Origin of the sequence: Peribacillus simplex (genome assembly GCF_030123325.1) — a bacterium.
In the GTDB taxonomy this organism is placed as follows: Bacteria; Bacillota; Bacilli; order Bacillales; family DSM-1321; genus Peribacillus; species Peribacillus simplex_D.
Map to the genome: position 1 here is coordinate 1618678 of NZ_CP126106.1, position 20421 is coordinate 1639098.

Here is a 20421-nt window from a genome sequence, read left to right on the forward strand (position 1 = left end):
ATCTAGGAGGGTACCTTTAATTTTGGCTATTTTACCGATTGTCTTGTTTCCTGAAAAAATTTTACAACAAAAATGCGATAAAGTAACAAGTTTTGATAAAAAGTTGGCAAAGCTGTTAAATAATATGTATGAAACGATGGTGGAGGCGGATGGCGTTGGACTTGCAGCACCTCAGGTTGGCGTGAAAAAGCAAGTGGCCGTCGTTGAAATAGAGGAAGGATCAGGAGCAATCGAACTGATTAATCCGGAAGTGCTGGAAATGGAAGGCGAACAGACAGGTGTTGAAGGATGCTTGAGCTTCCCGAGTTTATATGGCGAAGTATCGCGTCCATACCGTGTCAAAGTCCGGGCACAAGACCGAAAAGGATCTTTTTTCGAGATAGAAGCTGAGGATTTCCTCGCGAGGGCCCTTCAGCACGAAATTGATCATCTGCAAGGAGTTTTATTTACAAGTAAGGTTTCCCGGTATATTACGGAAGAAGAGTTAGAAAGGTTTGGGGAAGAATGACAAAAATTATATTTATGGGTACGCCGGACTTTTCAGTGCCGGTATTGAGAAGAATCATTGATGAAGGGTATGATGTGATCGCTGTGGTCACACAGCCCGATCGTCCAGTAGGCCGCAAAAAGGTGCTGACACCGCCGCCAGTTAAGGTCGAAGCCGAAAAGCAGGGGATTCCCGTTTATCAGCCCGAAAAGATCCGTGAAAAAGAAGAACTTGAAAAAATCATAGCATTGAATCCTGACTTAGTGGTGACGGCTGCTTTCGGTCAAATCCTTCCGAATGAATTGCTGGATGCCCCTAGGTACGGATGTATTAATGTACATGCCTCCCTGCTCCCTGAACTGCGTGGAGGGGCGCCAATTCATTATTCCATTTTACAAGGGAAAGAAAAGACGGGAATAACCATCATGTATATGGCGGAAAAATTGGATGCCGGTGATATATTGACTCAGGCGGAAGTTATTATAGAAGAAGAAGACAATGTAGGTACACTGCATGATAAATTAAGCAAGATAGGGTCGGATTTACTTGCAGAGACGCTTCCGAAACTTATAAATCAGGAGTTACAGGCGATCAAGCAGGATGAGGCAAAAGCGTCTTTTGCGCCAAACATAAAACGGTCTGAGGAAAAAATTGACTGGTCGAAATCAGGGGAAGACATCTATAACCATGTACGTGGCATGAATCCCTGGCCTGTTGCTTATACAACCTTAGACGGGGCCATTTTGAAAATTTGGCAGGTAAAGAAACTTGAAGATGGCAATCAGGCAGTGCCGGGCACGGTCATTGATGTACAAAGTGATGGTTTCATCGTTTCGACAGGCAATGAGACGGCAATACTAGTTACAGAACTGCAGCCTTCAGGGAAGAAAAAAATGCCGGCGAAAGATTATTTGCGCGGAGCCGGATCGTTCATTAAAGCAGGCATGAAGTTAGGAGAACAGAATGAAGCAAACTAAAAAGGGAGTACGTGAAATCGCTCTCGATATCTTGGAATCTGTAGAGAAAAACCAATCCTACAGTAACCTATTATTGAACAATTTGATTAAAAAGCACCAGTTATCCGCCGTGGACAGCGGACTGCTTACAGAAATAAGCTACGGTACCATACAGCGGAAGATGACTTTGGATTATTATTTGAGCCCATATATTAAACAACCGAAAAAAACGCAAAGCTGGGTCATCAATTTACTTAGACTTTCCGTTTACCAAATGGTCTATTTAGATAAAGTGCCTGATCATGCAATCATTTTCGAGGCCGTCGAAATTTCCAAAAAGCGCGGGCATAAAGGTACATCTTCGATGGTAAATGGTGTACTTCGTAATATTCAAAGAAATGGTGTTCCTTCTTTAGGTGATATTAAAGATGATCTGGAACGGCTTTCCATAGAAGTAAGTCATCCAATTTGGTTGGTCAAGCGTTGGGTGGAGCAATTTGGTTATGAAAAGACCAAGGAAATGTGTGAAATCAACTTAACTGCGCCTTTACAGACGGGACGTGTTAATTTAAAGAAGATTTCACGCCGTGAACTGATCAGCATATTAACGGAAGAAGGATATGATGTTGAAGCAAGTGAAGTCGTTCCCGAAGCAATCGTCAGCTATAAAGGGAATCTTGCTCATTCAGAAAGCTACAAATTAGGGTATTTATCGATTCAGGACGAGAGCTCAATGCTTGTAGCCCATGCATTAGGCGCGAATGAAAATGATGCTGTACTCGATTGCTGTGCTGCACCTGGAGGGAAAACGACACATATCGCAGAAGGCTTGACCACTGGACAAGTATATGCGCTCGACCTTCATGAGCATAAGGTCAAGCTCATAAAAGAGCAGGCTGAGCGCCTAAAACTCAGAAACAATATTAAGACAATGGCCCTTGATAGCAGGAAAGTGCAAGAACACTTTAATAAGGAAGGGTTTGACAGGGTGCTGATCGATGCACCATGTTCCGGGTTGGGAGTCATGCGCCGGAAGCCTGATGTAAAGTACACTAAAACAAAAGATGATATAATGAAACTCTCAAGTATACAAAAACAATTATTGGAATCGGCTGCCCCGCTTGTCAAGCAAGGCGGACGGTTAGTATATAGTACCTGTACGGTGGATAAAGAAGAAAATGACAAAGTCGCTGCAGCATTTTTGGAAAGCCATCCGGATTTTGAAAGCGATGCAACCTTGTCCACAAGAATGCCTGAAAGCGTTCAGCCATTTATCGAGGGTCATACGCTGCAAGTTTTTCCGCAATATTTTAGCAGTGACGGATTCTTTATTGCGAGTTTTAGAAAGAAGGTGCTGTAATGGCAGAAATCACTAAATCATCTAGAGTAAGAAAAGACACGACACCAGAAAAACCATCGATCTATTCATTAGAGCTTCACCAAATTAAAGAATGGCTTGTTCAAAATGGAGAGAAGGCATTCCGGGCCGATCAAGTTTATGACTGGCTTTATAAAAAGCGTGTCTCCAGTTTTGAAGATATGTCCAACCTTTCGAAAACATTACGGGATAAGCTGGAATCACAATTCACCTTCACGACCTTGAAAACTTTGATTCAGCAAACGTCAAATGACGGAACGATGAAGTTTTTATTTGAACTCCATGATGGATATTCGATTGAAACGGTGTTGATGCGCCATGAATACGGAAACTCCATTTGCGTGACAACGCAGGTAGGATGTAGAATTGGCTGTACATTCTGTGCATCGACATTAGGCGGTTTAAAGCGTAATCTTGAATCAGGGGAAATTGTTGCCCAGGTCGTTAAAGTTCAGCAAGCACTTGACGAATCGGAGGAACGTGTTAGTTCCGTCGTTATCATGGGAATCGGTGAACCGTTTGATAACTACGATAATATGATGTCATTCTTGAAGAATATAAACCATGAAAAGGGCTTGAACATCGGCGCGCGTCATATTACCGTTTCCACAAGTGGAATCATTCCTAAAATCTATAAGTTTGCTGAAGAAAGCATGCAAATAAACTTTGCTGTTTCCCTTCATGCACCGAATACGGAATTGAGAAGTAAATTGATGCCGATCAATAAGGCCTACAAACTTCCAGACTTGATTGAAGCCATCAAATACTATACAGAAAAAACAGGTCGCCGTGTAAGTTTTGAATATGGTCTATTCGGTGGCGAAAATGATACAGTGGAGCACGCAGAAGAATTAGCAAGTTTAATAAAAGGGATAAAATGCCATGTTAACTTAATACCGGTTAACTATGTACCTGAACGCAACTATGTACGTACACCTCGTGACCAAATTTTTGAGTTTGAAAAAACATTGAAGAAGCGCGGCATTAATGTAACGATCCGAAGGGAACAAGGCAGTGATATTGACGCAGCCTGCGGCCAGCTTCGGGCCAAGGAGCGCAAAGAAGAGACGAGGTGACCCTATGAGGGCAATATTTAAGACAGACCGTGGAAAAGTCCGCCAGCATAATGAAGATAATGGCGGAATCTTTAAGAACTCGGAAGGCGTTCGCCTTGCCATCGTTGCAGATGGCATGGGCGGCCACCGTGCCGGGGATGTAGCCAGTGCAATGACGATAGACCTTCTGAAAAAGGGCTGGGAATCATCTACAGGTATCGAAACGGCAAAAGATGCCGAGGGTTGGCTGAAGCAGCAAATCGTCTTGGTCAATCAGTTGCTTTTTGAACATGCAGAAGCGAATACGGAATGTAAGGGCATGGGGACCACCATTGTGGCAGCCATTTGCACCGACAAGTTTGCTACCATTGCCAACATCGGGGACAGCCGATGTTATTTGTATAATGAGAGCGGTTTTAAGCAGGTCACGGAAGATCATTCACTTGTTAATGAATTGGTCCGTTCCGGGCAGATTTCAAAGGAAGATGCCGAAAACCACCCACGGAAAAATGTTTTATTACGAGCCTTGGGGACAGAAATGCAAGTGGAAATGGATATTATGACTGTCATCTTCGAAGAAAATGATTTACTATTGCTTTGTTCGGATGGATTGACGAATAAAGTGAGTGAACAGGAACTGGAAGAAACCATAACCAATGGACAGTCACTTGAAGAAAAGGCGAATTCTTTAATAGATAAGGCCAATCACTACGGTGGGGAAGATAATATCACCCTTGTGCTTGTTCAATTTACTGAAGAAAGTGAAAGCAGGTGAATTGAATGTTGATTGGTAGAAGAATCAACGGCCGTTATAAACTGATCGAGATGGTCGGCGGCGGCGGTATGGCGAATGTTTACCTTGCAAGGGATATGATCTTAGATAGGGATGTTGCATTGAAAATCCTTCGCATGGATTTTAATAATGACGAAGAGTTCATCAAGCGCTTCAATCGGGAAGCCCAATCGGCAACCAGTTTAGCCCATCCCAATATCGTAAGCATTTATGATGTTGGTGAAGAAGATTCAATCTATTATATTGTAATGGAATACGTGGACGGTTTTACACTAAAGCAATACATACAAAAATATTATCCGATTCCAGTCGATGAAGCCCTGGATATCATGAAGCAAATCACGGCAGCGATTTCCCATGCCCATCATAATGGGATCATCCATCGTGACATCAAGCCACAGAACATATTGATTGATAAAGAAGGAACCGTCAAGATTACGGATTTCGGCATTGCATTGGCCCTAAGCGCAACAAACATAACACAGACCAACGCAGTCTTGGGCTCGGTTCATTACTTATCTCCTGAACAGGCCAGAGGCGGTATGGCCAATAAGAAATCGGACATTTATTCACTTGGTATCGTCATGTTTGAATTGTTGACGGGGAGATTGCCTTTTTCGGGTGAATCAGCCGTTTCGATAGCTCTTAAACATTTACAATCGGAAACTCCTTCGCCAAAACGCTGGAACTCTGAAATACCTCAGAGTGTGGAAAATATTATCCTGAAAGCGACAGCCAAAGATTCATATTACCGCTATGATAGCGTGGACTCAATGGAAGATGACATGCGGACTTCGCTTAATCCTGAGCGTTCAAATGAACTGCCTTTTGCCATTCCTGAAGATCATGATGCAACAAAAGCCATCCCCGTCATAACGGATGATCAGATTTCAAGCGTCGATGAGACAATCATAAGGGGTCCGGAAAAAAATACATTGGTCTATGCGGACGATGAAGAAAGTGAATCAGAAGCAGAGAGTAAAGCGAAGAAGAAACCGAAAAAACAAAAGAAACAGAAAAAACAAAAAATCAAGTCTGAACATAAAGGTAAAAAACGAAAGAACATGCCTGCGATCTTGGTGACCACCTTTTTAGTTCTCGCCCTGCTTGCTGTTTTATCTGTCACTGTTGTACCTCCCCTCCTTGTTTCGAAGGAAGTGACGATCCCGGACCTTAAAGGGGAAGAATTGGATGATGCCATTACTGAATTGCTTGAAATGGATTTGGAAATTGGGGACACGATCGAGATTGAGGATGAAGAGGTCGAAGCTGGTCTTGTGATCAAAACCAACCCAAAGGAAGGCAAGACGGTCAAGGAAGGTGCAGTGATCGATATTTATCAAAGCATTGGTAAAGAGACGATTTCATTGTCCAGTTATGAAGGTCGAGACTATTCTGATGTTAAATCCCTGCTTGAAAAAATGGGATTCAAAAACATAAGCGTGACCGAAAAATATGATGACAGTGCTGCCGGCACGATCATAGATCAAACGCCCTCGGGTGCCACTGATGTCGTACCATCCGAAACGGAGCTTGAGCTAACGGTCAGTAAAGGGGCAGATCTGCTGAGCTTGAAGAACTTAACGGGGTTCAATCAAGCTGGCCTTGATGATTATTCCAATGAGAGTGGAATAAAGATCGATGTCGAAGAAGAAATCTATGATGATACAGTAGCGGAGGGGCTTGTCATTTCCCAGTCACCCGAACCTGCTACGAAGGTGGAAAAGGGCAGTACTGTGAAAGTGGTCATATCAAAAGGGAAAGAAGAGATTCCTCCCAAGAGTGTAACGGAGGAAATCAAAATCGAGTATGATCCGGTTGAGCCAGGCAAAACGCAAAAAATACAAATTTTCATCGAGGATATCGACAATAGCATGACGGAGCCCCAAGAAACATTCTTTATTTTGGAAGATGCCAAAAGAACGATCGAATTAATGGTTTCCCCGGATAAGAAAGCAGGATATAAAGTCATGCGTGACAACCAGGTCATCATTGACGAATCCGTCTCATATCCAGAATAAATTTAATAATTAGGAGTGTGGTTATGCCCGAAGGAAAAATTATCAAAGCATTAAGTGGATTTTATTATGTCCTTGATGGTGAAGAGGTCTATCAATGCCGCGGACGGGGCGTGTTCAGGAAGAATAAGGTAACGCCGCTTGTGGGTGATTATGTAGTTTTTGAAGCGGAAAATAAAACGGACGGGACCGTGACCGAAATAAAACCGCGAAAGAATGAATTGATTCGTCCGCAAATCTCGAATGTAGATCAGGCAATCCTTGTCTTTTCAGCAGTAGAGCCCGATTTCAGTCCGGCATTGCTTGATCGATTCCTCGTACTGATCGAAGATAACGAGATCGAACCGATTATCGTCGTGACGAAACTTGACTTGGTCACAACAGAAAACCAAAAGAAATTGTCACAGTATATCAAGGACTATCAGAAACTTGGTTATACTGTACTGGAAACATCTTCAGTTACTGCTGGCGGAATTGAAGGACTTGTGCCGTATTTAGAAGGAAAAACCAGTGTATTTGCCGGTCAATCCGGCGTTGGGAAATCGTCTTTGCTGAATGCGATCAATCCTGACTTGGCCTTAAAGACGGATGATATCTCATCACACCTGGGACGCGGGAAGCATACCACCCGCCACGTTGAATTGATTCATATCGGCTCTGGGCTTGTCGCAGATACTCCTGGATTCAGTTCACTTGAATTCATGGAAATGGAAGCTGAACGGTTATCCTATTGCTTCCCGGAAATGCATAAGCATGGGGAAGACTGTAAATTCCGTGCCTGCCTGCACGATAAAGAACCGAAGTGTGCAGTGAAGGAAGCGGTTGATGCCGGGGAAATTCCACGTTATCGATATGAACATTATATGCAATTCTTAGAAGAAATCAGAGATAGAAAGCCGAGGTATTAAAATGGTTAAAATCGCACCATCCATTTTATCAGCTGACTTTGCAAAATTGGGAGAAGAAATTCTAGATGTGGAAAGGGGCGGAGCGGATTTAATCCATGTGGATGTCATGGATGGGCATTTCGTGCCGAATATAACGATAGGCTCACTAATTGTTGATGCTATCCGCCCGGTGACAAAACTTCCGCTTGATGTTCATTTAATGATCGAACAACCTGATCGTTATATCGAGGCATTTGCGAAAGCGGGAGCCGATTATATAACTGTACATGTAGAGGCATGCACTCATTTGCATCGGACGATACAATTGATTAAATCTTTTGGTGTAAAGGCAGGCGTTGTACTTAATCCAGCCACTCCGGCGTCCTTGATCAAACCTATAATCGAGGATATTGACATGGTATTATTGATGACGGTCAATCCGGGTTTTGGCGGGCAAAAGTTCATTAAATCCGTTCTGCCCAAAATTGCTGAAGTGAAGGCGATGGCAGAAATGTATAATCATAATCTCGAAATAGAGATTGATGGTGGAGTGAATGAAGAAACGGCTAAACTATGTATTGAACAAGGGGCGACAGTCCTGGTGGCCGGGTCGGCAATATATAATCAAGAAGATCGACAAGCAGCGATTCAAAAGATTCGGGGAAAGTGATATAAGCCGACACTATCATATTCGTATGATGGTGGTCGGCTTTTTTTATCAATTAAACAAAGGCACCTGGGATATGATTAGATAAAGAAAAGGATGATTTCAATGATTATTAGTATAATGGCTGGAGGTCCGGAATGTTTTTGGCCGGATCTGACATGGTATGAGGAGAAGACTGATCTTTGGGTCGGGGTTGACAGGGGAGTATGGTCCTTGCTTGAAAAAGGTATCGAACCTAAGTACGGTTTCGGGGATTTTGATTCAGTTTCGGAAGGCGAATACAAGAAGATTGAGCAAAGGCTGGAACAAATCAATCTATATTCATCGGAAAAGGATGAAACGGATTTAGAGATTGCATTTAAATGGGCAATAGGGCAAAAGCCAAGTGAAATTCATATCCTGGGCGCTACAGGGGGAAGAATGGACCATTTTCTTGGAAATATCCAGCTGCTCCAAAAAGAAAGTGTCCTCCCTTATCATGGGGATATAGAAATATACATAGTCGATCGGCAAAATATATTCACAGTTAAGACAGCGGGTTCATATGAGGTCACTGCTTTGAAAGATAAGAAATACTTGTCATTGCTCCCTGTAACGGCGGAAGTCACCGGCATTACACTTTCGGGTTTCAAATACCCACTGAATGATGCAAGCGTGGAAATAGGTTCGACCCTTTGCATCAGCAATGAACTAATTTCCGAATCTGGGAATGTTTCATTTGAGAAAGGCATATTAATGGTGATAAGAAGCAGTGATTAAAATTCATGCTTAGAGCAGATTCGGATATAATTACGATCATCCTATATCCGCTTAAAAGCTTATGTTGTAATAGAAAAATTCCACTTCATCTTTAATTGTGGGATGCAAAGAGGAGGGGCATAATGAAATTTTATACGATTAAATTGCCAAAAGTTCTGGGCAGTTTGGTAAGGGCTATGCTCGGAGCGTTTAAAAAAGGCTGATACTTATCTCCATGACACCTCTCAAATTCTGGGGGGTGTTATTTTTCGGTAAAAAAGGGGGGAAGGCTTTCTTCTTTGATGCAGACCAGCCTTGATCAACGATTTAAACCATCCCCATTAATACCGGCCATTATAAGTAAAAAGGCATCCTAAGAGGATGCCGTAACATTATACGCGTTCTACTTTGCCCGATTTAAGAGCTCTTGCAGAAACGTATACACGTTTAGGTTTACCGTCAACTAAAATACGTACTTTTTGAAGGTTAGCGCCCCATGTACGCTTGCTAGCGTTCATTGCGTGAGAGCGGCTGTTACCAGAACGAGTTCTTCTTCCAGTGATTACACATTTACGTGCCATGTTAAATTCCCTCCTAACTACAACAAGCTTAAGTTTTTCGCAGTCGTCTTAAGTCTTTGTAAAATACTTTAATAATTTATCATACCTACCGTTAGAATGCAATACTTCAGTTAATTACTTTCAAGAAAAATACCTTGACATACATACTTCAAAATTGAATTATATATAGTACCGTATGACATTTACTTTTAAAACCATAGACATTATAGTAAAATGTCTTTAGTTGATTTGATTTTTTGGGAGGGAAAAGAAAATGTCTATCGAATTACAAACGAAGTATGGACAAATTGACATCTCTAATGATGTTATCGCAACTGTAGCAGGCGGAGCAGCCGTGGATTGCTACGGAATTATAGGAATGGCTTCCAAAAAACAATTTAAAGACGGCATTGCCGAAATTTTAAGAAAAGAAAACTTTACTAAGGGTGTAATAGTCCGTCAAGAAGAGGAAGAAGTTCATATCGATATGTATATCATCGTAAGTTATGGAACGAAAATCTCGGAAGTTGCACATAATGTGCAATCAAAGGTAAAGTATACTCTGGACAAAACTGTAGGATTAGCTGTTGATTCCGTCAACATTTTTGTACAGGGAGTTCGTGTGACGAACCCTTAAGTATAGGAGGAAAGTTTTGTGTCAATTACAAGTTTAAACGGAAAGCGCTTTGCAGAAATGATCATTCAAGGTGCCAACCATTTAGCGGCAAATGCCCAAATGGTTGATGCGTTGAATGTTTTCCCTGTTCCAGATGGAGATACAGGAACGAATATGAATTTATCGATGACTTCGGGAGCGAAGGAAGTGCAAAATAACGTCCAGGAACACATCGGGAAAGTGGGTACGTCCCTTTCAAGAGGACTGCTGATGGGCGCACGCGGCAACTCAGGAGTAATCCTTTCGCAACTGTTCCGCGGTTTTGCTAAAGCGATTGAACATAAATCGGAAATCAATAGTGAAGAATTTGCCCAAGCTTTTGAAGCAGGAGTTCAGACAGCTTATAAAGCTGTAATGAAACCTGTCGAAGGAACGATTTTAACGGTTGCAAAAGATGCGGCCAAGCAAGCGGTTTCATCAGCAGCAAGGCACCAAGACCTTATTCAAGTAATGGAAGAAATCGTTACGGAGGCCAATGCCTCATTAAAACGCACACCGGATCTTCTTCCAGTCTTAAAAGAAGTGGGAGTCGTTGATAGCGGTGGGCAAGGATTGGTGTTCGTTTATGAAGGTTTCCTTGCTGAGCTGAAAGGTGAAGCCCTTCCAGTCCGATCTTCAAATGGTCCAAGCATGGATGACATGATCAGTGCCGAACATCACATGAATGTACAAGGTCATATGAATACGGAAGATATCGTGTATGGCTACTGCACGGAATTCATGGTCCGATTGGAAAGTGAAAAACTTGCCAATAAACCATTTGATGAAGAAAAATTCAGAAATGATTTAAGTGAATACGGAGATTCTTTATTAGTCATCTCAGATGATGAAGTCGTCAAAGTACATATTCACTCTGAACAGCCTGGAACGTGCCTGAATTATGGACAGCAATATGGTAGTTTAATAAAAATGAAAATCGATAATATGCGTGAACAGCATACTGCGATTGTCGGTGAGACGAATACACCGCTTCAAACTAAATCGTCCACCAAAGAGAAGTACGCTGTAGTGTCAGTGGCGATGGGTGCTGGCATCAGCGAATTATTCAAAAGCATCGGCGCTAAGTCCATCATCGAAGGCGGACAAACGATGAATCCTAGCACGGAAGATATAGTTAAAGCTGTCGAAGAGGCAAATGCAGATCATGTAATCATCTTGCCTAATAATAAAAATATCATCATGGCGGCCAATCAGGCTGCAGATGTGCTTGGGGATCATGTGACTGTCATCCCGACGAAAACAGTACCACAGGGAATGGCTGCATTGTTGGCATTCAACCCTACACTTGATGCTGAAGAGAATAAAAAAGCGATGATCGAAGCCCTTTCGCATGTGAAAACGGGCCAGATTACTTATGCTGTCCGGGATACAAACATTGACGGTCTGGCAATCGAGACCGGGGACTTCATGGGAATTGCTGAAGGCACCATCAAAGTGAAGGATAAAGACATGATTCAGGCGGCAAAAGATCTACTTTCCGATATGATTGACGAAGATTCGGAAATCCTTACCGTTTTATATGGGGAAGATGCCACTGCCGAAGAGGTCGAAAGTCTTGTCGCGTTTTGTAATGAGAATTTCGAAGACGTTGAAGTTGAAGTCCATAATGGGAAACAACCTTTATATTCTTTTATTTTTTCAATTGAATAAGTAGAGGATCATGAAGATAAGGGAGACTTATTCGTCATAGTTTTTGGCGGATCCTGAAAAAAATAAAAGGCAATAAACTGCATATGTCATTAGGCTATGCAGTTTTATTTTTTTAAAAAGAAGGATTACGGACAGCGTGATTGTAATTACAATATATCAAGCTTTATTATTTTACTACTCCCAGTGTAAAGAAGGAGGAGCAAATCATGAAATTCAGAAGTGTATTCGATATAATTGGTCCTGTAATGATCGGCCCCTCTAGTTCCCATACAGCAGGAGCTGCAAGGATCGGGAGGGTTGCCAGGAATTTATTCGATCGGGAACCAAAATGGGCCCATATTTCTTTTTACGGATCGTTTGCCAAAACCTATAAAGGCCATGGAACGGATGTAGCCATTGTAGGGGGCTTACTTGATTTTGATACATTTGATGAGAGAATTAAAGAATCGCTGGAACTAGCCCGTAAAAAGAAAATGAAAGTTACTTTTCGGGAAGAAGAAGCAGTACCCGAACATCCCAATACTGCAAAAGTAACAGTTGGAGATGATGATGGTGAACTGGAACTTGTCGGAATATCGATTGGCGGGGGAAAGATCGAAATCGTCGAACTGAATGGGTTTAAATTGAGGCTCTCCGGGCACAACCCTGCCATACTTGTCGTTCATGATGATCGATTTGGTGCCATCGCCAATGTGTCAAACATATTAGCCAAGCATCAAATCAATATTGGCCAGATGGAAGTCTCCCGAAAAGAGAAAGGGAAGATGGCCCTGATGACGATTGAAGTGGACCATAACCTGGAGGATCACGTCATCGCAGAAATTACGGCACTCCCCAACATCACTCAAGTAGCAAGGATTGTGGATTGACAGGGCAATCGTTTCCACTTAGGAAGGAGAAGAAATCATGTTTCGAAATGTAGCGGAATTAGTAGAATTAGCTGAATCAAAGCAGAAAAGAATTTCAACGCTGATGATAGAGCAGGAAATGGAAGTAACGGGAAAAAACCGTGAAGAAATCATCCGCCAGATGGGAGTCAACCTGGATGTAATGGAACAGGCAGTGGAAAAAGGACTTCAAGGTGTACGGTCCGTTTCCGGCTTGACGGGAGGGGATGCAGTTCTTCTTCAGAATTACATTAAATCCGGAAATTCCTTATCCGGTGAACTGCTTTTGGATGCGGTAAGCAAAGCCGTGGCAACAAACGAAGTGAACGCAGCAATGGGAACGATTTGTGCGACACCGACTGCCGGATCTGCTGGTGTTGTTCCTGGAACACTTTTTGCTTTGCAAAATAAATTAAAACCGACTCGGGAACAAAAAATTGAGTTCCTTTTTACAGCAGGGGCTTTTGGTTTTGGTGTTGCGAATAATGCTTCAATCTCTGGAGCCGCAGGGGGCTGTCAGGCGGAGGTCGGTTCTGCCTCGGGCATGGCAGCGGCAGCCATCGTTGAAATGGCAGGTGGGACACCGGCACAAAGTGCAGAAGCGATGGCAATCACATTAAAGAACATGCTTGGTCTTGTATGTGACCCTGTTGCTGGGCTTGTGGAAGTGCCTTGTGTGAAGCGGAATGCCATGGGTGCAGCCAATGCTATGGTTGCCGCAGATATGGCGTTAGCGGGGATCACAAGCCGCATACCGTGTGATGAAGTGATAGATGCGATGTATAAAATCGGGCAAACGATGCCATCGGCACTTAGGGAAACTGCACAAGGAGGTTTAGCGGCTACACCGACTGGACGGGAGTTGGAAGCGAAAATCTTTGGCTTACCGCTGAATAAGAAGTGAAACCAACTTTACAGGGATCCATAACAGCAGTAAAAGGAATTGGGGCCGAAACGGCTGCAGCGTTGGGGGAAATGGGGATCCATACCGTCGCGGATCTCCTTGAACATCTCCCATATCGCTATGAAGATTACCGATTGAGGGATTTGGAAACGGTCGAGCATGATGAGCGAGTTACCGTGGAAGGCAAGGTTCATACGGTGCCCACGTTAGGATACTTCGGAAAGAAAAAATCCAGGCTCACGATTAAAGTATTGACTGGGAGATATTTAATAAATGTCATTTTTTTTAACCAGCCATACCTGAAGCCCAAGCTTGCTATAGGTGAAACCGTAACCGTTACAGGAAAGTGGGACCGTCATCGCCAAACCATTACAGGGTCGGAATGCCACGTTGGTGATCGTAGCCGGGAGAAAGAGTTCGAACCGGTGTACTCAGTGAAAGGCAGCATCACTGTCAAGGGTCTCCGCCGCTTTATTTCCAATGCATTTTCTGAATATGGGGCAATGATAGAAGAGAATCTGCCCCCGCAATTACTGGCGGCCTACAAACTGATGCCACGTAACGATGCTCTTCGTACAATGCATTTCCCTCTATCGGCCAATGAGGTGAAAAAGGCTCGACGCCGTTTTGTGTATGAAGAGTTTTTACTGTTTCAACTTAAAATGCAGGCACTTCGTAAAGTGCAGAGGGAGCAGTCAAAAGGGATAGGACAGGAGTTTGACATGGAGCAGCTGGAAGCCTTCATTGCAACTCTCCCTTTTCCTTTGACGAACGCTCAAAATAGGGTCGTCGAGGAAATAATGAATGACATGAAATCTCCTTACCGGATGAATCGTCTACTTCAAGGGGATGTCGGGTCTGGAAAAACGGTGGTTGCCGCCATATGCCTGAAGGCGACGATTACAGCAGGTTTCCAAGGTGCACTTATGGTCCCGACGGAAATTTTGGCTGAGCAGCATGCTCAATCCCTTAAGGCAATGTTGGAACCGAGCGGAGTAAAGGTCGCATTGTTGACAAGTTCGGTAAAAGGAAAAAAACGCAAGGAACTATTGCAAATGCTGGAATCCGGGGAACTAGATCTTTTGATAGGAACTCATGCATTGATACAGGATGAAGTGAATTTTCGGAACCTAGGTCTTGTCATAACGGATGAACAACATCGTTTCGGAGTGGAACAGCGCCGCATCCTACGTGAAAAAGGTACCAATCCAGATGTCCTTTTCATGACGGCTACACCGATTCCGCGAACGCTTGCAATTACAGTGTTTGGGGAAATGGACGTCTCCACGATCGATGAAATGCCTGCCGGGCGAAAAGCGATAGAAACCTATTGGGCGAAACACCAAATGCTTGACCGGATCTTAACCTTTGTCGAAAAGGAACTAAAGAAAGGTAGACAGGCTTACGTAATTTGTCCATTGATTGAGGAGTCTGAGAAACTCGATTCTTTACAGAATGTTCTCGATGTTCATGCAATGCTGACACAATACTTTGCGAACAGGTACAAAGTGGGTCTTATGCATGGAAGGCTGCCCGCTGATGAAAAAGACGAAGTGATGCAGCAGTTTAGTGCCAATGAAGCACAAATCCTTGTTTCCACGACGGTTGTCGAAGTTGGGGTGAATGTTCCAAATGCAACGGTAATGGTCATTTATGATGCGGAGCGGTTTGGGCTTTCACAGTTGCATCAGTTACGCGGAAGGGTTGGGCGGGGAAGTGATCAGTCCTTTTGCATACTGCTGGCCGATCCGAAAACGGAAGTAGGCAAAGAACGGATGAAAATCATGACCGAGACAAACGATGGTTTTGCCCTTTCTGAAAAAGATTTGGAACTTCGTGGCCCCGGGGACTTCTTCGGTAAAAAACAAAGCGGCCTTCCCGAGTTCAAGGTAGCCGACATGGTCCATGATTACAGGACCCTGGAAGTGGCAAGGATGGATGCAGCAAAATTGATTGCCTCCCAAAGCTTTTGGCATTCCCCGGAGTATGCTCCGCTTCGGAACTATTTAGAGGGGACGGGCGTATTCACGGGAGAAAAGCTGGACTGAACTGAATGAAAAACCAATAGCAGATTGTGAGATTTTACGCAATATCTTGCAATCTGTTTTTAAAATATATATACTACTATTAGTACCTAGTCATAATACTACGGATGGTGACCTTCAAATGCGAAGAAATAAGAAGGAACGCCAGCAATTATTAATCGAAACGATTAAACAGAATCCTTTTGTAACGGATGAGGAGCTGGCTGAAAAATATTCGGTGAGTGTCCAGACCATTAGGCTTGACCGTCTTGAATTATCGATACCGGAACTGCGTGAGCGCATTAAAAGCGTGGCCGAGAAAAAATTCAGTGACGAAATCAGGGCATTGCCTTTGGATGAAATCATCGGGGAAGTAATTGACCTTAATTTAGATGATAATGCAATTTCGATTTTGGATATAAATAAAGAGCATGTCTTTAAGCGGAATGGAATTGCAAGGGGACATCACCTGTTTGCCCAAGCGAATTCATTGGCTGTAGCAGTCATAAATGATGAACTGGCATTAACTGCAAAAGCATCCATTTTATTTACTCGTTCTGTAAAGGAAAATGAAAGAGTGGTAGCTAAAGCGAGGGTTAAAAGCGTGGACCACACCAACGATCGTTCTGTGGTGGAAGTCAGAAGCTACGTGGGTAATGAACTGGTTTTTAAAGGCGAGTTCGAAATGTATCGCTCTTAACTTTCTAGTAAAGGATGAAAGAAAATGAAGATTACGATAGATGCCATGGGTGGCGATAATGCTCCCGAGGCACAGGTTTTGGGAGCGATGAAAGCTGTCGAGAATTTTTCCGATGTGGAAATCACCCTGATAGGCAATCAAGCTGAAATTAACCAATACTTAGCGAAACATGACCGTATAAGGGTTATACATACTGATGAAAAAATATTGAGTACCGATGAACCGGTTCGTGCGGTCCGGCGCAAGAAAAGCGCCTCGATGGTGTTGGCTGCACAGCAAGTGGCTGACGGAGAAGCCGATGCATGCATTTCCTCAGGCAATACGGGGGCTCTAATGGCTGCGGGCTTGTTTGTGGTCGGAAGGATAGAAGGAATTGAACGTCCGGCATTGGCTCCCACCCTTCCGACAATCGATGGTAAAGGTTTTGTGCTACTGGATGTAGGTGCGAACTCCGATGCGAAACCGGAGCATCTCCTTCAATTTGCCATAATGGGGTCTGTTTATGCCCAAAAAGTGCGGGGAATCGAAAAGCCCCGTGTCGGATTACTTAATATTGGCACGGAAGAAAAAAAAGGGAATGAACTGACAAAGCATGCCTTTACATTACTGCAGCAATCATCGGAGATATCCTTTATAGGTAACGTAGAGGCAAGGGACCTCCTGAGCGGGCCGGCAGATGTTGTCGTAACGGATGGCTTCACGGGAAATATGGTATTAAAGACGCTTGAAGGTACTGCTATGAGCGTATTCAAAATGGTGAAAACGGCATTGATGAGCAATCTCAAGAGTAAGTTGGCCGCAGCAATGGTAAAGCCTGAACTAAAAGGCATAAAAAATAAAATGGATTACTCGGAGTATGGCGGTGCCGGCCTATTCGGTTTGAAGGCCCCTGTCATTAAGGCTCATGGTTCTTCAGATGCGAATGCGGTCTATAATGCAATACGCCAGACTCGCGATATGGTTGGAAATGACGTCATATCGACAATTGCGGAGACAATAGAAAAACAATAATAAATCATAGAGGCAGGGGAGTAACAAATGGGTAAAATTGCTTTTGTCTTTCCAGGACAAGGTTCACAATCAATAGGAATGGGGCATGGCTTATATCAGGAAAACGAGCGTGCTCAGCAAATTTTTCGTTCAGCTGATGAAAAACTTGATTTTCCACTTTCCGAATTGATCTTTAATGGCACACAACAAGAATTAACGGTGACTTATAATGCACAGCCCGCTTTATTGACCACGAGTTATGCTTTTGTCAAGGAGTTGGAAGAAGCGGGGATCAAACCCGATTATACAGCCGGGCACAGTTTAGGTGAATATACGGCATTAGTGGCATCTGGTGCAATTTCTTTTGAGGATGCCGTATATACAGTGCGTAAGCGTGGTGAATTCATGGAAGCTGCGGTACCGAATGGTCAAGGATCAATGGCTGCGATTTTGGGAATGGACCGGGAAGCTCTATCTGAAGTCACTTCTGAAATTACGGCCACAGGGGAATCCGTTCAATTGGCCAATATTAATTGTCCAGGGCAAATCGTCATTTCAGGCACCTCGGAAGGGGTTAAACTTGCGAGTGCAAAAGCCAAGGAAAATGGCGCTAAACGGGCTCTTCCTCTTGAAGTTAGCGGACCGTTCCATTCGGAATTGATGAAACCGGCAGCAGAAAAGTTACAGGGTGTCCTTGATGAAGTAAGCTTCAAACAGGCAGAAATTCCTGTTATTTCAAACGTAACGGCTAAGCCCATTACAGCACCTGCAGAAATAAAAGAAAAGTTAATCGAACAGCTGTATTCACCGGTCCTTTGGGAGGACAGTGTGAAAAACCTGCTTGAATTGGGCGTGGATACGTTCATCGAGGTGGGCCCTGGGAAAGTATTGGGCGGATTGATAAAGAAAATTGATCGTTCCGTTCAAATCTACTCGGTATCCGATATAGATACTCTAACTAAAACAATTGAAACATTGAAGGGGGCACAAGCATGATCCTCGAAGGAAAAAAAGCACTTGTAACGGGAGCTTCACGAGGTATTGGCAGGGAAGTTGCATTAGAACTTGCCCGTCAGGGAGCTGATGTTGCCATCAACTATTCCGGCAGTGAAGCTAAAGCGAATGAAGTGGTTGACGAAATCAAGGCATTGGGCCGTAAAGCATTCGCCATACAATGCGATGTTGCAAATAGTGAATCGGTGACAAGCATGATCAAAGAGGTCGTCGAACAATTTGGCAGAGTGGATATCCTGGTCAATAATGCTGGCATCACACGTGATAACCTATTGATGCGTATGAAAGAAGATGAATGGGATTCAGTGATCAATACGAATCTTAAAGGCGTGTTCCTATGCACCAAAGCGGTTACAAGGCAAATGATGAAACAGCGTAGCGGCAGGATCATCAATATGGCATCGATCGTCGGCGTCAGCGGAAATGCAGGGCAGGCTAATTATGTAGCGGCTAAAGCTGGTGTGATCGGCCTGACTAAAACCACGGCAAAGGAACTTGCATCAAGAGGCATTACGGTCAATGCGATTGCCCCAGGTTTCATCTCAACGGATATGACTGGTGAATTGCCTGAAGACGTACAAAAAGCCATGCTGGACCAAATTCCGCTTGCACGGTTCGGTGACCCTAAAGATATTGCTGCAGTGGCGTCTTTCCTCGCTTCTGAGGCCAGCAAATATATGACTGGGCAAACTCTTCATGTAGATGGCGGCATGGTCATGTAAGTTTTCTTTGATTTTTTTCGAAATTAATTTATAATGTTTTGAGGGGAGGTGAACACATTGGCAGATGTATTAGAAAGAGTAACTAAAATCGTTGTAGATCGTTTGAACGTAGAAGAATCAGAGGTAAAACTTGAAGCTTCTTTCAAAGAGGATCTTGGTGCCGATTCCCTTGATGTAGTCGAACTAGTCATGGAATTCGAAGACGAGTTTGATATGGAAATTTCGGACGATGACGCTGAAAAAATCGCCACAGTAGGTGATGCTGTGAATTACATACAAAGCACTATGTAATGAATTGTCATTTGACTAAAAGCTCCGTTTTTTAACGGGGCTTTCTCTTATTGCTTAAAGAAGTTTGATGCAGCGGCAGATAAGGAAATGAGCATGTACAAGGTAAGTTCCGCCTGCGTGGCAGTGGTCTTTTGCCATTAGTTTTCTTTAAGGGGATAATAATGTATGATGGTACATAGGAAAGCTTGACAGGGATTCCTGCCAGGTTTCTTTTTATATATTGGAAAAATATGCTTTTTGAACCGTTGTGGAGGGTTTTGTGTGATGCGTAGGAACGGAAATAATCGTAAACCATCAATCAAGGATAATAAATTTAAACAGTTGCAAGAAAATCTGGGTTTTCATTTTAAAGATGAAAATCTATTAAAACAAGCTTTTACGCATTCATCTTATGTGAATGAGCATCGCCGTAAGCCTTATGAAGATAATGAAAGGCTTGAATTCTTAGGAGACGCTGTACTAGAATTGACCATCTCTAAATACTTATATCAAAAATATCCGATGATGAGCGAAGGTGAACTTACCAAACTAAGGGCAGCCATTGTGTGTGAGCCTTCACTAGTTGCTTTTGCCAATAGCCTTTCTTACGGGGAATATGTATTACTCGGAAAAGGGGAAGAAATGACAGGTGGAAGAGAACGCCCTGCCATGCTTGCGGATGTATTCGAAGCCTACATTGGTGCTTTGTACCTTGATCAAGGATTAGAGCCGGTTGTGCAGTTTTTGACGAATGTCGTGTTTCCGAAGATAGACGAGGGTGCTTTTTCTCATGTGATGGATTATAAGAGCCAGCTTCAGGAGCTGATCCAGCGGGATGCCATCGGTGTCCTGCAATATAAGATCTTGCAGGAAAAAGGACCGGCTCATAATCGGGAGTTTGTTTCGACCGTCTCCCTTAATGGGGAAGAGCTGGGCTCTGGAATAGGAAAGTCCAAAAAAGAAGCGGAGCAGCATGCTGCCGAGCATGCATTGATCGTTTTAAAAGATAAAAAATCAACAAGATAGTTGAACAGTAGAGGGGGAA

22 protein-coding genes are annotated in these 20421 nt (G+C 43.4%); 21 read left to right on the plus strand and 1 reads right to left on the minus strand.

The genetic code is table 11. From position 1 onward, the window contains the following. Positions 1 to 22: 22 nt before the first annotated feature. The 10 genes from def to spoVM all read left to right on the plus strand — a co-directional run bounded on the left by def (position 23) and on the right by spoVM (position 9203). Entirely contained in the window at positions 23 to 508 is a 486-nt protein-coding gene (gene def, locus QNH43_RS07860; RefSeq protein ID WP_283917389.1) for a peptide deformylase, read from the plus strand. Beyond that, positions 505 to 1464: a methionyl-tRNA formyltransferase gene (gene fmt, locus QNH43_RS07865; protein ID WP_283917390.1), complete on the plus strand. Its 960-nt coding sequence runs from the start codon at positions 505 to 507 to the stop codon at positions 1462 to 1464. The genes def and fmt overlap by 4 nt, the downstream gene beginning before the upstream one ends. Further along, complete coding sequence (gene rsmB / locus QNH43_RS07870) at positions 1451 to 2803, plus strand: 16S rRNA (cytosine(967)-C(5))-methyltransferase RsmB (protein WP_283917391.1); 1353 nt, start codon at positions 1451 to 1453, stop codon at positions 2801 to 2803. The genes fmt and rsmB overlap by 14 nt, the downstream gene beginning before the upstream one ends. Further along, positions 2803 to 3897, plus strand: a complete 1095-nt coding sequence (rlmN, locus tag QNH43_RS07875; RefSeq protein ID WP_283917392.1) for a dual-specificity RNA methyltransferase RlmN — start codon at positions 2803 to 2805, stop codon at positions 3895 to 3897. Before rsmB ends, rlmN begins: the two co-directional genes overlap by 1 nt. A gap of 4 nt (positions 3898 to 3901) precedes the next feature. Continuing rightward, positions 3902 to 4651: a Stp1/IreP family PP2C-type Ser/Thr phosphatase gene (locus tag QNH43_RS07880; protein WP_283917393.1), complete on the plus strand. Its 750-nt coding sequence runs from the start codon at positions 3902 to 3904 to the stop codon at positions 4649 to 4651. 5 nt (positions 4652 to 4656) lie between these two features. After that, positions 4657 to 6690, plus strand: a complete 2034-nt coding sequence (gene pknB / locus QNH43_RS07885) for a Stk1 family PASTA domain-containing Ser/Thr kinase (protein ID WP_283917394.1) — start codon at positions 4657 to 4659, stop codon at positions 6688 to 6690. A gap of 23 nt (positions 6691 to 6713) precedes the next feature. Then, positions 6714 to 7595, plus strand: a complete 882-nt coding sequence (gene rsgA / locus QNH43_RS07890; RefSeq protein ID WP_283917395.1) for a ribosome small subunit-dependent GTPase A — start codon at positions 6714 to 6716, stop codon at positions 7593 to 7595. A gap of 1 nt (position 7596) precedes the next feature. After that, positions 7597 to 8244: a ribulose-phosphate 3-epimerase gene (rpe, locus tag QNH43_RS07895; RefSeq protein WP_283917396.1), complete on the plus strand. Its 648-nt coding sequence runs from the start codon at positions 7597 to 7599 to the stop codon at positions 8242 to 8244. A 102-nt stretch (positions 8245 to 8346) separates the two neighbouring features. Then, on the plus strand, positions 8347 to 9000 hold the full coding sequence (locus QNH43_RS07900; RefSeq protein WP_076366593.1) for a thiamine diphosphokinase: 654 nt from the start codon (positions 8347 to 8349) through the stop codon (positions 8998 to 9000). Between the two features lie 122 nt (positions 9001 to 9122). After that, positions 9123 to 9203, plus strand: a complete 81-nt coding sequence (gene spoVM, locus QNH43_RS07905; protein WP_034313769.1) for a stage V sporulation protein SpoVM — start codon at positions 9123 to 9125, stop codon at positions 9201 to 9203. A 168-nt stretch (positions 9204 to 9371) separates the two neighbouring features. Here spoVM and rpmB read toward each other — a convergent pair whose 3' ends face one another. Further along, positions 9372 to 9560, minus strand: a complete 189-nt coding sequence (gene rpmB, locus QNH43_RS07910) for a 50S ribosomal protein L28 (protein ID WP_034313767.1) — start codon at positions 9558 to 9560, stop codon at positions 9372 to 9374. 253 nt (positions 9561 to 9813) lie between these two features. Between rpmB and QNH43_RS07915 the strand changes: the two genes are divergently transcribed. The 11 genes from QNH43_RS07915 (at position 9814) to rnc (ending at position 20402) form a co-directional block, all read left to right on the plus strand. Then, positions 9814 to 10176 (plus strand): Asp23/Gls24 family envelope stress response protein, encoded by a 363-nt coding sequence (locus QNH43_RS07915; RefSeq protein WP_048684651.1) that lies wholly within the window; start codon positions 9814 to 9816, stop codon positions 10174 to 10176. 18 nt (positions 10177 to 10194) lie between these two features. After that, on the plus strand, positions 10195 to 11865 hold the full coding sequence (locus tag QNH43_RS07920) for a DAK2 domain-containing protein (protein ID WP_283917397.1): 1671 nt from the start codon (positions 10195 to 10197) through the stop codon (positions 11863 to 11865). Positions 11866 to 12071: 206 nt separating this feature from the next. Then, complete coding sequence (sdaAB, locus tag QNH43_RS07925; RefSeq protein WP_283917398.1) at positions 12072 to 12734, plus strand: L-serine ammonia-lyase, iron-sulfur-dependent subunit beta; 663 nt, start codon at positions 12072 to 12074, stop codon at positions 12732 to 12734. A 37-nt stretch (positions 12735 to 12771) separates the two neighbouring features. Continuing rightward, positions 12772 to 13656 carry an L-serine ammonia-lyase, iron-sulfur-dependent, subunit alpha gene (gene sdaAA, locus QNH43_RS07930; RefSeq protein WP_283917399.1) on the plus strand — a complete coding sequence of 295 codons (885 nt, stop codon included), beginning with the start codon at positions 12772 to 12774 and terminating at the stop codon, positions 13654 to 13656. Next, positions 13653 to 15704 (plus strand): ATP-dependent DNA helicase RecG, encoded by a 2052-nt coding sequence (gene recG / locus QNH43_RS07935; protein WP_283917400.1) that lies wholly within the window; start codon positions 13653 to 13655, stop codon positions 15702 to 15704. The genes sdaAA and recG overlap by 4 nt, the downstream gene beginning before the upstream one ends. A gap of 118 nt (positions 15705 to 15822) precedes the next feature. Continuing rightward, entirely contained in the window at positions 15823 to 16380 is a 558-nt protein-coding gene (gene fapR, locus QNH43_RS07940; protein ID WP_098371041.1) for a transcription factor FapR, read from the plus strand. A 24-nt stretch (positions 16381 to 16404) separates the two neighbouring features. Then, positions 16405 to 17391 carry a phosphate acyltransferase PlsX gene (gene plsX / locus QNH43_RS07945; RefSeq protein ID WP_076366581.1) on the plus strand — a complete coding sequence of 329 codons (987 nt, stop codon included), beginning with the start codon at positions 16405 to 16407 and terminating at the stop codon, positions 17389 to 17391. A gap of 27 nt (positions 17392 to 17418) precedes the next feature. Beyond that, on the plus strand, positions 17419 to 18366 hold the full coding sequence (fabD, locus tag QNH43_RS07950) for an ACP S-malonyltransferase (protein WP_283917401.1): 948 nt from the start codon (positions 17419 to 17421) through the stop codon (positions 18364 to 18366). Next, positions 18363 to 19106 (plus strand): 3-oxoacyl-[acyl-carrier-protein] reductase, encoded by a 744-nt coding sequence (fabG, locus tag QNH43_RS07955; RefSeq protein WP_063231889.1) that lies wholly within the window; start codon positions 18363 to 18365, stop codon positions 19104 to 19106. The genes fabD and fabG overlap by 4 nt, the downstream gene beginning before the upstream one ends. Before the next feature lie 57 nt (positions 19107 to 19163). Then, the gene (locus QNH43_RS07960) at positions 19164 to 19397 is read left to right on the plus strand and encodes an acyl carrier protein (RefSeq protein ID WP_034313729.1); all 234 of its coding nucleotides are present in this window, start codon (positions 19164 to 19166) and stop codon (positions 19395 to 19397) included. Between the two features lie 264 nt (positions 19398 to 19661). After that, positions 19662 to 20402 (plus strand): ribonuclease III, encoded by a 741-nt coding sequence (gene rnc, locus QNH43_RS07965; RefSeq protein WP_214790772.1) that lies wholly within the window; start codon positions 19662 to 19664, stop codon positions 20400 to 20402. Positions 20403 to 20421 lie beyond the last annotated feature (19 nt).